General features: G+C 58.2%; 11 protein-coding genes. 2 read left to right on the forward strand and 9 right to left on the reverse strand.

Annotation, left to right across the window (positions count from 1 at the left end; all coding sequences use genetic code 11):
- Position 1: 1 nt before the first annotated feature.
- Entirely contained in the window at positions 2 to 895 is an 894-nt protein-coding gene (locus tag RRB22_12440; GenBank protein MDT8385213.1) for an SDR family oxidoreductase, read from the reverse strand.
- Positions 896 to 958: 63 nt separating this feature from the next.
- On the opposite strand from RRB22_12440, the gene RRB22_12445 reads away from it, so the two are divergent.
- Entirely contained in the window at positions 959 to 2,002 is a 1,044-nt protein-coding gene (locus tag RRB22_12445) for a CDP-6-deoxy-delta-3,4-glucoseen reductase (protein ID MDT8385214.1), read from the forward strand.
- A gap of 29 nt (positions 2,003 to 2,031) precedes the next feature.
- Here the strand turns inward: RRB22_12445 and RRB22_12450 are convergent, their stop codons facing one another.
- Genes RRB22_12450 through hemC form a run of 4 tightly spaced genes read right to left on the reverse strand, consistent with a single transcriptional unit; the run spans position 2,032 to position 6,363 of the window.
- The gene (locus RRB22_12450) at positions 2,032 to 3,438 is read right to left on the reverse strand and encodes a heme biosynthesis HemY N-terminal domain-containing protein (protein MDT8385215.1); all 1,407 of its coding nucleotides are present in this window, start codon (positions 3,436 to 3,438) and stop codon (positions 2,032 to 2,034) included.
- The gene (locus RRB22_12455; GenBank protein ID MDT8385216.1) at positions 3,435 to 4,640 is read right to left on the reverse strand and encodes a uroporphyrinogen-III C-methyltransferase; all 1,206 of its coding nucleotides are present in this window, start codon (positions 4,638 to 4,640) and stop codon (positions 3,435 to 3,437) included. The genes RRB22_12450 and RRB22_12455 overlap by 4 nt, the downstream gene beginning before the upstream one ends.
- Positions 4,630 to 5,436 (reverse strand): uroporphyrinogen-III synthase, encoded by an 807-nt coding sequence (locus RRB22_12460; GenBank protein ID MDT8385217.1) that lies wholly within the window; start codon positions 5,434 to 5,436, stop codon positions 4,630 to 4,632. Before RRB22_12460 ends, RRB22_12455 begins: the two co-directional genes overlap by 11 nt.
- 3 nt (positions 5,437 to 5,439) lie before the next feature.
- On the reverse strand, positions 5,440 to 6,363 hold the full coding sequence (gene hemC, locus RRB22_12465; GenBank protein MDT8385218.1) for a hydroxymethylbilane synthase: 924 nt from the start codon (positions 6,361 to 6,363) through the stop codon (positions 5,440 to 5,442).
- A 426-nt stretch (positions 6,364 to 6,789) separates the two neighbouring features.
- Between hemC and RRB22_12470 the strand changes: the two genes are divergently transcribed.
- A complete protein-coding gene (locus RRB22_12470) occupies positions 6,790 to 7,797 on the forward strand; it encodes a class 1 fructose-bisphosphatase (GenBank protein ID MDT8385219.1) in 1,008 nt (335 codons plus the stop codon).
- A 273-nt stretch (positions 7,798 to 8,070) separates the two neighbouring features.
- Here RRB22_12470 and gyrB read toward each other — a convergent pair whose 3' ends face one another.
- The 4 genes from gyrB to dnaA form a co-directional block, all read right to left on the reverse strand.
- Positions 8,071 to 10,494: a DNA topoisomerase (ATP-hydrolyzing) subunit B gene (gyrB, locus tag RRB22_12475; GenBank protein MDT8385220.1), complete on the reverse strand. Its 2,424-nt coding sequence runs from the start codon at positions 10,492 to 10,494 to the stop codon at positions 8,071 to 8,073.
- Between the two features lie 113 nt (positions 10,495 to 10,607).
- Positions 10,608 to 11,675: a DNA replication/repair protein RecF gene (recF, locus tag RRB22_12480; protein ID MDT8385221.1), complete on the reverse strand. Its 1,068-nt coding sequence runs from the start codon at positions 11,673 to 11,675 to the stop codon at positions 10,608 to 10,610.
- 65 nt (positions 11,676 to 11,740) lie between these two features.
- Positions 11,741 to 12,847 (reverse strand): DNA polymerase III subunit beta, encoded by a 1,107-nt coding sequence (gene dnaN / locus RRB22_12485; protein ID MDT8385222.1) that lies wholly within the window; start codon positions 12,845 to 12,847, stop codon positions 11,741 to 11,743.
- Between the two features lie 330 nt (positions 12,848 to 13,177).
- Positions 13,178 to 14,551, reverse strand: coding sequence for a chromosomal replication initiator protein DnaA (dnaA, locus tag RRB22_12490; protein ID MDT8385223.1), 1,374 nt, complete (start codon positions 14,549 to 14,551; stop codon positions 13,178 to 13,180).
- Positions 14,552 to 14,812 lie beyond the last annotated feature (261 nt).

Raw genomic sequence — 14,812 nt, forward strand, 5'->3', positions numbered from 1 at the left:
CTTAAGTGTGCACCACTACATCAGAACATTCAGCCAGGCCCGCTGTCAGGTTCGGATAGCGCAACTCCACTCCCAACTCAGCCAGCAACTTATGGTTATCCAGCCGGCGTGATTCCTGCAGATAGGACAACATCCCCGCACTCATCACCTTTTCCGCCTCGGCCAAACTTACCTCCGGCGGCAGCGGCAGACCATGGGCCCGGGCGATCGCCTTGAAATAGGCCGACATGGTGCCGGGTTGACCATCGGCGACGTTGTATACCTCACCCGCAGTACCGCGCTCGGCGGCCGCCACGCAGATCCGGGCCAGGTCATCCTGATGGATGCGATTGGTATAGGGAGACTCCGCCTCGTTCAGAATAGGCAGGCCCTGTCTGATACGCTCGATGGGCAGGCGGCCGGGGCCGTAGATGCCGCCGACCCGCAGGATGACCACCGGCACCCCGGTCTGTTGTGACCATTCACCCGCAAGCTGTTCCGCATCCAGCCGGCGCCGGCCCCGTGCGGTTTGCGGGTTGACCGGATGCGACTCGTTGATCCAATCACCCTGGCAGTCGCCATATACGGCGGTGGTACTGAGCAGCACCAGTTTTTCCGGCAGGGCATTCGCTGCAATACCCGCCAGAAACTGGCGCAACAGCGGATCGGTATCCCCCTCATTCGGCGGTGGGGCCAGATAAAACACCGTGGCCTCCGCCGTGGGTAACGCCGGTTGTGTAGCCAGACCGGACCGTTGGCCGAGATCGGCCTGTAGCGGTGTGATCCCCGCCTGCTGCAATCGGTGCACGCTCTCCGCGCTGCGCACCAGTCCCACCACCGATACGTTTTTCTGCCGGTATAATCCGGCGATACGCTCGCCGATATCGCCACAGCCCACAATAAGCACAGTTTTCATAGGTGGTTTACGCCCCGTGTTTCACGCATAATCGCTGACCTTTTATACAATTCCGGGATGTTCATGAGTTTTACAGTTCGAATTGAGCCCAGCGGCCACAGCTTTATCGTTGAATCCGACGAACCCATTCTAGATGCAGCACTGCGACACGGTTATGCCTTTCCCTACGGTTGTCGCGGTGGTGGCTGCGGCGCCTGTAAGGGCAGGCTGCTCAGCGGCACGGTGGATTATGGCACGAAACGCCCACCCGCCCTCAGCGACGAGGATATCAGCCGGGGCCTGGCGCTGTTTTGTCAGGCCCGCGCAATGTCGGACCTGAGCGTAGAGATCAAGGAGATCGGCGCGGCCGACAACCTGCCCGTCAAAATCCTGCCCACCAAGGTGCAGAAAAAGGAATTTCTTTCGCATGATGTGGTGCGGCTGTACCTGAAACTTCCCGACACCGAGCGACTGCAATTTCGCGCCGGGCAGTATATCGACATCCTGTTACCCGATGGCCGCCGACGCAGCTTTTCGCTCGCCAATGCCCCTCACGATGATGCGCTGTTCGAGCTGCACATTCGGCACGTGGAGGGCGGGAATTTCACCGGCTATGTGATGGATGAACTACACGAGAAGGATATCCTGCGTATTGAGGGTCCGCATGGCAGTTTCTTTCTGCGCGAAGAGGCCCAGCGTCCGCTTATCTTCATCGCCGGCGGTACCGGTTTCGCGCCGATCAAGGGCATTATCGAACACGCCCTGGCCGAGGGTCTGAACCAGCCCATGTATCTGTACTGGGGGGTGCGTGCCCACAAAGACCTCTATCTTGAGGCGCTGCCACGCAAGTGGGCCAGGCACCTGCCACAGTTTCATTTTGTGCCGGTCTTTTCCGAGCCCGAGGCCGCGTCAGCCAACGGCAGCGCCCCTGCTGAGGGAATGCGTACGGGTTATGTGCACAATGCCGTGATCGAGGATTTTCCTGCAGGGCTGGCGGGCTTTGATGTGTATGCCTGTGGTCCGCCGGTAATGGTGCATGCTGCCCTTGATGCCCTCAAACCGCATGGCCTGAGAGAGGATCGCTATTTCTCGGATGCCTTTGAGTTTCAGACACCCAAGCCTGAATAGGCCAACGTATTTCCGACATCGCCGGCGGTCTATTTTTCGTCTTTTGTAGATGCGGCCTCGGCCGTCTCAATAGCGGTTCGGCTCTCACCGGAAGTAGTGGTACGCAGACCGGCTACGGCCTTTCTCATCACCGTCTCTGATTCAGAAACGGCCTCATTCGACAGGGCAATCACCGGGTTCGCCGCCAGCTCCATACTGATCGGAGTGGACTGCTCACAGCCCGGCAGCAGACTCAGGCCGGCACGAAAACATTCCGCGGCTCCCACACTTTCGCCCATGCGCTCCAGCAGGTTGCCCAGCTCATTATAGGCCTCCGCATTCGGCTGCGCATTCACACTGGCCTCCAGATAACTGCGCGCCTTGCCCCATAATTTGTTACGCAGACTCAAACGTCCCGCCGTCAACAGGGCAACGGCATTTCGCGCATGGCTCAACAGCAGGGATTCCACCAGCGCCAATTGGCGAGCAGGCTCCGCGCCTTCTATTTTTCCGTATAGCCGCAGCAGGGGTTCACTAAACTGTCGATGCAATGCATGACGCAGCAATGGCTCGGCCAGATTACTTTCACCCATCTCCAGCAGGCGTGTTACATAGCTCGCCAGAATGGTTTCGGTTTCCCGATAGGGCTCGGGCATGCGCCTCCACACATCGGAGAGTTCGGAGAATGAATCCGCCGCCTGCAATAACATCAAATAGGCCTGTTCTGAAAGCTCGGTAACCGCGTCTGCCGACATCACTTTATGCCTGCGTAACAAGGGCGCTATTTCCAATACATGTTCCCAATCACCCAGCCGCTTATAAAGCTTCGCCAGCGCCTGCAATACCTGCGGCTGTTTCGGTGCCAGCTGCTGCAGATGTCGTAGCGTTGCCAGCGCCTGTTCCAGTTGATTCTGCTTAAGCTGCAATTCCGCCTGGGTCAGACCCACCGCAATATCCGCCGCTGGGTGATTCTCATGCGCCAGTTTCAGATAGTGGTCACGCCGCTGATCTGCGCCCTGTGCCTGGGCGGCACGCGCCGCCGCCAGATAATTGAGTAATGTCGCCTCACCTGATATAGAGTCCCTGGTGGAGCCTTTGGCCGGGTAACGGTTATCGCTCACCGACACGTATTTCAGCACCTTCTTTTCCGCGGCTGCCCAATGCCCCTCCGCGAGATCAATCAGGCCACGGGTGAGTGATTTTAACGCCTGCTGTTCGCGGCGTTGTTTTCGCCACTGCCGTACGCCCTCGGGTACTGACAATACCCGCCGGGTTGCGCGGATACTGTAATAGAGCGTGACAAATACCAGCACGATGATCACCGCACTCAATGCCACGGTGGTCTCCACCGTCCAGCCTCCAACCGCGATCAGCATGTAGCCGGGATCTTCCATGGCGATCAGGGCGACCACCACCGCTATTAATAATGTCACCAGGCTGATCAGCAGTATTTTCATTCTGTTGTGCCCTGCTTGCTATCGACCCGCGTCGCGGTTCGTTGCTGCTGCATGACTTCTCGTAGCAGACGCAGCGATGCACTCACATCCGGCATCGTCGGCCGCAGTTCACTATCGGCCAGCGTGTCCAACGTCGTCAGCGCATTGACCACCGCCGCGGATTCGGCCTCAAAATAATGCCGTATCCAGTCCTCTGCCTCCGTGAGGTATTGGTGGAATAGCGCAGTGTCACGTTGCAGCACGGCGAGGCGTGCCTGTTCGAGCTTGAGGCTGAGATTCTGATAGAGGTGTCGAGTCTGGTCTGGCGGCAGTAACGGCTCGGTTGGCTGCTGGTGACGGCGTACCTGCACCAGGCTTTTGAGATCGTTCCACACGGCCAACGCAAACTGCTGCCAGTCGGCCGGCGGTGTTTCTGCGCTAGTCTCCCGGGTTGCGGCGGCGATGCGGTTTTTATCCCGCAGGGGTAACTGTTCAACACTGTCGAGCAGGCTGCCGACGCGCAGCGCCAGTCCCGCAACATCCACTTCAGGCAGCGCGCGCAGGGCCTGTAATTCGTCCGCTATTGCCTTGCGCACCTTCAATAACGAGGTGTCACCAATCGCCCTGATGCGCTCATCGGCGGTCTCAAAAATCGCGATTGCGGTTTCACGGTCCTGTGCCAGGATCAGGCGGTGATTCGCCACCGTCAATAGATACTCGACCTCCGCCATGCGCCAGGCCACGGTGCTGCGGCCCAGGCTGGCCGACAGATCCTGCATCGCCGTGCCCAGCGTCTGCAGTTCATCCTCTACCACCTGCTGTGCACGCGTCTGCTTCGTCAATTCTGCGCGGCTGAGCTGCAAGCCCTGTTCCAGCTGGGCGACCTGTGTCTGCAAGGCAGCCTGGGTTTTCACCAGCTGCGCGCCGAGGGGCACCTGTATCTGTAACAGCCAGAGCCCATAACCGGCGGCACCCGCGGCGAGCAGGGCAATCAACATCGCCAGCAGGGATAGCGGGGAGCGATGGCTGTCTGTCCTCTTTTTCGCCGCCGGCTGGTGTTTGGCCGTCTCCGTCGGCTTTGTGGCGGCGCCAGCCGCAGGCCCAGCCTTCGCGGTCGATTCCTGGCTGATACCGGCTTTCGTGGCATCGGCATTCGCGGCCTTGGGTTTCGCGGCCTCGGGTTTTGCTGGCTCGGAATTCGCTGTTACGGGTTTATCGCTCATGTCTCTTCCACCACTTGATGGCCGACAAAAGGGCCTCATCACTTGCCGTTTTTGCCACCACGGGTTTTTGTTTAAATCCCAGCGACTCAGCCAGGTCTACTGCGCGCTGACTGACGACAATCAGCGGCGACTTCAGGAGTGATTGTAGATGAGACTCACCCACCATTGCATGCAGGTTTTCCAGGCCCTCATTACTGGTCACCACAATCGGCACTCGCACAGCCGCCTCCCATAACTGGAACAATGGGCTCATGTCTGTGGCCGGCGTTACGCGCTGATAACACTCCGCGTATTCCACCGTCGCGCCTCGCGCCTGTAATGTGTCGCCGAGCCATTCTCGCCCCCCCTTGCCACGGAAGATGATCACGCGCTGGCCCTGCAGGTTCTGCATCGGCTCCAGGCTCAGCAGGGCCTCACTATTGTAGGGTTCGGGGGAGACCAGCGATACCACCAGTCCGTGGGCGCTTCCTTGTGCGTTGATCGCCCGGGCGGTGGCCTGACCCACGGCGGCGATCGCGACCGTTGCCGGCCAGACTTGTCCGGGTGGCAGCTGTTGCAGAGTGGCGGAAACGGCGTTGGCGCTGATGAAGATGGCCAGCTGATATTCGTCGAGCCGGCGGAGCTGTTCCGCCAGCCTCTGCGCATCGGCAGCCGTACAGGGGCCGATGGCGATCACCGGCAGACGTAACGCGGTGCCGCCCAGGGCCTGGATGGAGTGACAGAGGGATTCTGCCTGGTGCGCCGGCCGGGTGACGGCGACCGTGATACCCGACAGATCCGTCTCGGGGGTCGACATTTCTTAGGAATAGACTTCCTGTAATATCTCGCGGGCGCCGCGGGACAACAGGTCATCCGCCAGGGTGGTGCCCAGAAATTCCGCCTCTTCGGCCCGCCCGGCAATCTCACCCCGTACCATCTCGGTACCATCCGGGCGACCCACCAGTCCCCGCAGCAGCAGAGTGTCGCCGTCCAGTTCGGCGAAACCGCCAATGGGTACCTGGCAGCCGCCTTCCAGGCGATGATTCATGGCCCGCTCGGCCCGCACCCGAATCGCCGTCGCCGAGTGATTGAGCGGTGCGATCAGGCCATTGATGAAAGGATCGTCAATGCGGCATTCAATACCCACCGCGCCCTGGCCGATGGCCGGCAGGCTGAAGCCCGGATCCAGGTGGGTGCGTATCCGCTCACCAAACTCCAGGCGCAGCAGACCGGCACAGGCCAGGATGATTGCATCATACTCACCGTCATCCAGCTTTCTCAGCCGGGAATTCACATTGCCGCGCAGGTCCAGAATCTCCAGGTCGGGCCGCCAGGCGCGAATCTGGCAGGTGCGGCGCAGGCTCGAGGTACCCACCCTGGCGCCCTGCGGCAGGTCCTCGATAGTGTTATAGGTATTCGAGACAAAGGCATCACGCGGGTCTTCGCGCTCACAGATCACCGCCAGGTGCAGGCCCTCGGGAAACTCCACCGGCACGTCCTTCATGGAGTGCACCGCAATATCGGCCTCACCGCGCTGCATGCCCTGCTCCAGCTCTTTGACGAACAGGCCCTTGCCCCCCACCTTTGCCAGCGGGGTATCGAGGATCTTGTCGCCCTGGGTGACCATCTTTACCAGCTCCACATTGAGACCTGGATTGGCGGCCAACAGACTGGCGCGCACAAATTCGGCCTGCCACAGGGCCAGGGGGCTTTTACGGGTGGCGATACGGACGGTTTTTGTCATCTCGGTTCTCTTCTTGATCGGTCAATGCGGGAAATCCGGCATATGCTACGGGCTGCACTGGGAGCAGGCAACTATTAAACGGGAACGGTGGCCGCTGGGTTGGCAGAATCCCCCGTATTTAAAATAAAGACGGGGGTGTGCTAGAATGGTCGGCTTTTCCGCCGCGCGTGGGCCGGCCCGGCGGGGTTTTCCACCTCTGTCAGGCTGTGACTATCCGCTCCGGCGGGCGGTATTTACCGGGCAGTGTGGTGGTGCGGTTCGCGGCCACTTTTGGGGTCTGTTGTCACAGTGTCACACGCCATCGGCAGACTTGCACAGCCGCCAAACCATGGCTGAATTATGGCAAAACCATGGCTGAACTCTGACCGGGCGATTACGAACCGAACCATTACGAATTTTGATCAAAAACTAGAACAGGAATAGACAATGCATACTGGCGAAACGATTACCCAATTTATCATCGAGGAACAGCGTAACTCTCCCTCGGCCTCCGGCGACTTTACTGCGCTGCTCAACGACGTGGTCACGGCCTGCAAGGCCATCTCCAGCTGCGTCAACCAGGGCGCCCTGGTGGGTGTACTGGGTTCCGCGGGGAGTGAAAACATCCAGGGCGAGACCCAGAAAAAACTGGATATCCTCTCCAACGACATCTTTCTCAAGGCCAACGAATGGGGCGGTCATCTGGCGGCCATGGCCTCCGAGGAAATGGACGATATCTACCCGATTCCTGCGCAATACCCTAAGGGCAAGTACCTGCTGACCTTTGACCCCCTTGATGGCTCGTCCAATATCGACGTCAACCTGTCGGTGGGCAGTATCTTTTCCATTCTGCGCTGCCCCGAGGGCGTCAAGGACGCCACCGCAGAAGACTTTCTCCAGCCGGGTACCCAGCAGGTGTGCGGCGGTTTCACCCTGTACGGCCCCTCCACCATGCTGGTATTGACCACCGGCAAGGGCGTGAATGGCTTCACCCTGGATCACAACGTCGGCGAGTTCATCCTCACCCATCCCGGTATGACCATCCCGGAGGATACCGCGGAGTTCGCCATCAACATGTCCAACCAGCGCCACTGGGAGGCGCCGATGCAGCGCTATGTGGATGAATGTATCGCCGGCACCACCGGTGCGCGCGACAAGGATTTCAACATGCGCTGGGTGGCCTCTATGGTCGCCGAGGTCTATCGCATCCTGATGCGTGGCGGTATCTTCATGTATCCCAAAGACACCCGCGACCCCAGCAAGCCGGGCAAGCTGCGCCTGATGTACGAGGCCAACCCGATGGGTTTCATCGTCGAGCAGGCCGGCGGGGTCTGTTCCACCGGTCGCGAGCGCATCATGGAGATCCAGCCCGAGGGCCTGCACCAGCGCGTGCCGGTGGTGCTGGGTTCTAAAAATGAGGTCGAGCGGGTGATCCGTTACCACCAGGAGGCGTGAACCGGGCGACCGACGAGACGCTGACCACCGGCTCGTTACCTCCGCATCTCTGAGGCTAGTACTCCTTCAATGTAATAATGAAGGAGTACTAGATCCTCGCTACAAAAAAGGCGGCAACCTCTCCAGGTTGCCGCCTTTTTTTATCTTCTGTCGCCAAACGCCGGGGTTCACAGACAGGGTAGCGGACCGGCCGATACCCCCTCACCGGGCATCATTACCTTCTACCTATTTACGGCGCAATGGCTGCATTGTATGTAAATACTTACTTACAATCTAGATATCCAGGTTTGCGACCTGCAGGGCATTGGTTTCAATGAACTCACGCCGTGGCTCCACCTGGTCACCCATCAGGGTGGTAAACACGTCGTCGGCGGCCACCGCGTCCTCGATCCTCACCTGCAGCAGACGCCGGGCAGTGGCGTCGAGGGTGGTCTCCCACAGCTGTTCCGGATTCATCTCGCCCAAACCCTTATAGCGCTGGATGTGCTGGCCACGACGCGCCTCGGCCATCAACCAGTCCAGGGCCTGGCGGAAGCTGGTGACATCGCTGCGGCGTTCTCCCCGCTGCACAAAGGCCCCCTCGCCCAGCAGGTCCTTCAGTTGTTCGCCCAGCGCGACCATATTCTGATATTCGCTGGAGGCGAAGAAGTCGCTGGCCATCACCCGCTCATTACCCACGTTATGGTTGATGGCATTGATCCGCGCCAACCAGCCGCCGTGTTCGTTGTCCTCTTCCACGGCGATCTCATAATGCACCGCGCTGGTATCGTCCGCATTGAGCCGGTCACTCAGCTCGGCAAACCAGGCCGTTGCCGCCGCCTTGTCCGTGCGTTTTTCCGCCGTCAGCGCCGGCATATAGACAATCTTGTCCAGCAGCTCCATGTGATAACGACTCGACAAGCGCCCAATGGTGGCCTTCACGGTCAGGTATTGCTGCGCCAGCGTTTCCAATGTCACCCCCGCAATCGCCGGGCTATCGGCACTCACGTGGAGGCCCGCGCTCTCCAGTGCCGACTGCAACAGGTATTCATTCAGCTCGCTGTCGTCTTTGACATAGCGTTCCTGTTTGCCCTTCTTCACCTTGTACAGGGGCGGCTGGGCAATATAGATGTGGCCGCGCTCGATGAGCTCGGGCATCTGGCGGTAGAAAAAGGTCAGCAACAGGGTGCGGATGTGTGAACCGTCCACGTCGGCATCCGTCATGATGATGATGCGGTGATACCGCAATTTGTCGGCATTAAACTCTTCGCGCCCAATCCCGCAACCCAGGGCGGTAATCAGGGTACCCACCTCCGCCGACGACAGCATCTTGTCAAAGCGCGCCTTTTCGACATTGAGGATCTTGCCCTTCAGCGGCAGGATGGCCTGGGTGCGTCGGTCCCGCCCCTGTTTCGCGGAACCACCGGCGGAGTCACCCTCCACCAGGAACAATTCGGACAGGGCCGGATCCTTTTCCTGACAGTCCGCCAGCTTGCCCGGCAGGCCGGCAATATCCAGCGCGCCCTTACGCCGCGTCATTTCGCGCGCCTTGCGGGCGGCCTCACGGGCACGGGCGGCATCCACGATCTTGCTGACAATGGCCTTGGCATCCGTGGGGTTTTCCATCAGGAATTCCTGGCACTTCTCCGACATCGCCGACTCCACAATGCCCTTCACCTCCGAAGACACCAACTTTTCCTTGGTCTGCGAGGAAAACTTCGGATCCGGCACCTTCACGGAAAGCACTGCCGTCAGCCCCTCGCGGGCATCATCACCCGTCATGGACACCTTGGCCTTTTTCGCCGCCCCCTCCGATTCAATATACTGATTCAGGGTACGGGTCAGCCCGCCCCGGAAACCGGCCAGGTGGGTACCGCCATCACGCTGGGGGATATTATTGGTAAAACAGAAGATATTTTCCTGATAGGAGTCGTTCCACTGCAGGGCGACCTCGACCACGACGCCATCCTTTTCGGTCACAAAACCAAACACGCTGGGATGCAGGGGGGTCTTGTTGCGATTGAGGTGTTCCACAAAAGCGCTGATCCCCCCTTTATACTCGAACACATCCTTCTTATCCTTGCCGACTCGCTCATCGCTGAGCACAATGCGCACGCCCGAGTTCAGGAAGGACAGTTCGCGCAGGCGCTTGGCAAGGATGTCGTAATGAAATTCAACATCCGTGAAGGTCTCTCTACTCGGCAGGAAACGGATCTCGGTACCGGTCCTGTCAGTCTTCCCGATCACCTCCAGCGGCTTGACGGGATTGCCGTGGTGGTATTCCTGAAAATAGGCCTCACCGTTACGCCAGACCGTCAGCTTCAACACCTCGGACAGGGCGTTGACCACGGACACGCCCACGCCATGCAGCCCACCCGAGATCTTGTAGGAGTTGTCATCAAACTTACCGCCGGCATGCAACACGGTCATGATGACCTCGGCGGCAGAGCGACCCTCCTCCTCATGAATGTCCACCGGGATACCCCGGCCGTTATCGGCCACCGACAGCGAGCCATCCTCATGAATCGTGACACTGATCTCCGTACAATGACCTGCCAGGGCCTCATCAATGGAGTTATCCACCGCCTCGAACACCATGTGGTGCAGGCCGGTGCCATCATCGGTGTCGCCGATATACATGCCGGGACGCTTTCGCACCGCATCCAGACCCCTTAAAACCTTGATTTTGGTTGAATCGTAGGTAGTGTCGCTAGCCATTGCCGTACCTCATGTCAGGAAGCCGCTAGTGTACCATTTTTAGCGGTAAAGTGCCGTTGCATTCAGCCTATCGCCCCGGTGACGACCCTTCCCGCGATATCACCAGCATCTGGTTATACGGGTCGCAACCGACCATGTTCCACGTGAAACACCCCCGCCGCTGACGGTCGCGTCGCAAAGTGGGTGGGGTCGGTGGAGGTCAAAAAAACCTGGGCCTGGGAATTCTGCAATAACTCCAGCAGAATCTCCCGGGTGCCGGCATCCAGCTCGGCAGGCAGATCGTCAACCAACACCACCGCCGAGATATTCTGTGCCGTCATCTGCCGACACTGGGCAAGGATCAGATTCGCCACCAGGATCTTCTGCTGGCCTCGGGAGAGGAAGTCCCGCGCCTCTACGCCTTCGATGCGGATCCGAAGGTCCGCGCGATGGGGGCCGAACTGGGTAAAGCCCCGCTCTCGATCGGAGAGATAGTGGGCAGATAGATAGGAGAGATAGTCCTCTCCCTCACGCCAGCCTTGCAAATAACGGATATCGATCCCCGCGACGGCCGGAAACGCGACAAGGAACTCGCGGACAAAAGGCAGCAGCCTCTCCAGATAGGCGCGACGCGCCCGATCCAGCTGACCGCCTGCTGCCGCCAGCTCCTGGTCCCAGTGGGCAATGGCCTGTTGGGACCACCCCGCCCGCAGAGCCGCGTTGCGCTGGGCCAGGCAACGACGGTAGTTATTCCAGATCCCGTTGAAAGCGTGTTCCACGTGGAACACCCCCCAGTCCAGGAATCGTCGGCGCAGGTCCGGTCCCTCCTCCATCAGGCGATGGAGTCCAGGGTCGATCACGGCAATGGGGAGAACCTCGGTCAGCTCGCTGATGCGGGTGATATTGTGGCCGTTGAGGCGGATTTGGCTGTGGCCCGCGGAACGCTGCATACCAATAGTGATGTTCCGTCCCTTTTGTCGAATCCTGCCGACCACGGTAAAGGCCTGGGAATGCTCATTGATAAGCAGATTGGTTTTGTGGGTGCGAAAGGACTTGCCGCGACCCAGACAGTGGATCGCCTCCAGCAGGCTGGTTTTGCCGCTGCCGTTGGCCCCAAACACAAAATTGAGGCCTGGTTGCGGCGAAATGACAAGATCGGTGAGATTACGGAGATGCTGGATCTCCAGTGTCTGAATGGCCATTGGCCTTAAGTACGCAGGTTAATCAACATAGGTACTGCTGGGCGGACAGCTGTCCGCCGGACGCGTTAGAGTCGCATGGGCATGATGACGTAGGTACAGCTGCTGTCTTCCTGGGGACGGATCACACAGCTGCTGTTGGCATCCCCGAGTTCAATGGCCACGGAGTCATCATCAATGGTGGCCAGGGCATCGAGAAAATAGCTGACATTGAATCCGATCTCCAAATCAGCACCGGAATAGTTGACCTCGATCTCCTCCTCCGCCTCTTCCATTTCGGGATTGTTGGCCTGGGCCTGCAACAGATTATTGGACAGCCGCAGACGGATACCACGGTACTTTTCATTGGACAGGATCGAGGTGCGCAGCAGGGCATGGCGCAGCAGCTCACGTTCGGCCGAAATATGTTTATCTGAGTTTTTGGGGATCACCCGTTCGTAATCCGGGAAGCGGCCATCAATCAGTTTTGAGGTGAAAATAAAGTCATTGAGCCTCATCTTGATGTGATTATTGCTCACCTGGATCTGCACCGGCGCATCGCTATCCTCAAGCAATTTGACCAGTTCGGCCACACCCTTGCGGGGCACAATGATCTGCAGTGTATCAGCAGGGCTGACATCACAGTCGTGTGAACACAGGGCCAGGCGATGCCCATCGGTGGCCACGGCACGCACCTTGCCCTTTGAGATCTCAAGCAACAGGCCATTCAGGTAATAACGTACATCCTGTTGGGCCATGGCAAAGCTGGTTTTCTCGATCAGACGCTTGAGAATATTTTGGGGAAGCGAGAAATCAAACTGGCTGGTGATTTCGTCTACGCTGGGGAAATCGCTGACCGGAAGGGTGGTGAGATTAAACCGGCTCTTGCCCGAGCGCACGGTGACCCGTTGTTTATCGGTATCGAGGGCGATCTGTACGGTGGCGCCATCGGGAAGGGCACGGCAGATATCGACGATCTTGCGTGCGGGAATCGTGATATCCCCCGGCACTGCACCCTCCAAAGCCACCGTAGCGATCATTTCCACCTCAAGATCGGTGGCCGTCATGGACAACTTATCCGGGCTTACTGCTACCAGGATGTTGGATAATACCGGCAGGGTCTGACGACGCTCGACAACACCGACAATCGTCTGCAGAGGCTTGAGCAAGGTTTCTCGTTGTATGGAGAATTTCATGTTGTTCTTATCCCATCTATTTAAATAAAGTATTATTTAAAGAAGTTATTATTACTATTATTAGGCTTACGCACAACTGTGGATAACTCTATTTATTATTTATATTCAATGAGTTATCTCGTTTCAAACCCGCTTGATAAGGCCGGTATCGATGCCCCAAATCCTGTGGGCAAAATGTGGATAAGTTTGTGAATCTATTGTTTTAAAAAGTTATCCACAGTCTGTACCCAGGATTTGGACCGAGCTTTTACGAGGATCATTTGTGTCGTTTTCCGTATCAATATCGATCCATTATTGCCCATTATGTGTGTCAGGTGGTGGAGAAAGACATTAACTGGACAGGGTCCGCATAATGTTCGAATAGTCCTCCATGATGCGTGGCTCCGTTATTTTTAAGTCCGCCACCTTGCGACAGGCATGTAATACGGTGGTGTGATCACGGCCGCCAAAGGCATCCCCAATCTCAGGCAGGCTGTGATTGGTCAGTTCCTTGGCGATCGCCATGGCGATCTGTCGGGGCCGGGCAATGGATCGGGTTCGCTTTTTGGACAATAACTCTGCGACGCGTATTTTAAAATACTCTGCGACAGTTTTCTGTATATTTTCGATCGTGACCAGCTTGTCCTGTAGGGCGATGAGATCCTTGAGGGCCAGTTTTGCAAAATCCGGGGTGATGGGCTGGCCGGTAAACTTGGCGTTGGCGGTGACCCGGCGCAAGGCCCCTTCCAGCTCTCGAATATTGGAGCGGATCCGCTTGGCGATAAAGAAGGCGACATCCTGCGGTAGTTCCACCCCCATTTGGGCGGCCTTGGTCATCAGAATAGCGACCCGTGTCTCCAGCTCCGGCGGTTCGATCGCCACGGTCAATCCCCAGCCGAAACGCGATTTCAGGCGTTCTTCCAGTCCCGAAACCTCCTTGGGATAGCGATCACAGGTGAGGATGATCTGTTGCTGACCTTCCAGTAACGCATTGAAAGTATGGAAGAATTCTTCCTGCGACCGTTCCTTGCCGGCAAAAAACTGGATGTCATCGATCAACAGGGCATTGACGGAACGGTAATAGCGCTTGAAGTCGTCGATCGCATTGTGCTGCAGGGCCTTCACCATGTCCTGCACAAAGCGCTCGGAGTGCAGGTAGACGACCTTGGCGGCCGGGTTGCGCTCCACAATGAGGTTGCCCACGGCATGCATGAGATGGGTTTTTCCCAGCCCCACCCCGCCATAGATAAACAGGGGGTTATAGGCGCCGCCCGGATTTTCGCCGATCTGGTAGGAGGCCGCACGGGCCAGTTGGTTGGATTTGCCTTCGATAAAGTTTTCAAACGTGGCGCTGAGATTGAGGCCGCTATTGTGCGAGACCTTGCTGTTGCGCTGCCGGTCATTGCCCCGTTGCACCGGCATGGGGCCGGCACTACCGGCCGCGCGCTCGCGGCGGGCGGTCTGGTTGAGGCTGGGAGAGGAACCGCCGATCTCCAGGATGACGTCGTGACGGATGCTGTCGTCACCGGTCTCCTTGACCATCGCCTCGATGCGCTCGAGGAGCCGCGTGTTGACCCAGTCCAGCACAAAACGATTCGGCGCCAGCAGGCGTAGCTGGGTGTTGTCCTCCATCACCTGCAGGGGCCGAATCCAGGTATTGAACTGCTGGGAGGTCAGTTCGGCCTCGAGACGGACCAGGCACTGCCGCCAGATCTCGGTAAACAGGCTCAAGACAGACGCTCCACGAGGGAGAGGCTGCGGTAACCGACATGAAGGGCGAAATAGGTCATGATGTGCAGTGAAGGTCCAAGCGCTACGCTTGAAAACGAGTTGCCATAAAGATCGCCGAGTTTACCCGTGCCGGGGAAAGTTATCCACACCGGTGGACAAATATCTCTTATCGCCGTTAGAGGGGGTAATCGCTTGACACAACAGGCCTTTTTAAAGTAATCTGCGCCGCTTTTTACGGGTATAAGGCCCTGGGTT

The sequence above is a fragment of the Gammaproteobacteria bacterium genome, from assembly GCA_032250735.1.
Taxonomy (GTDB): domain Bacteria; phylum Pseudomonadota; class Gammaproteobacteria; order SZUA-152; family SZUA-152; genus SZUA-152.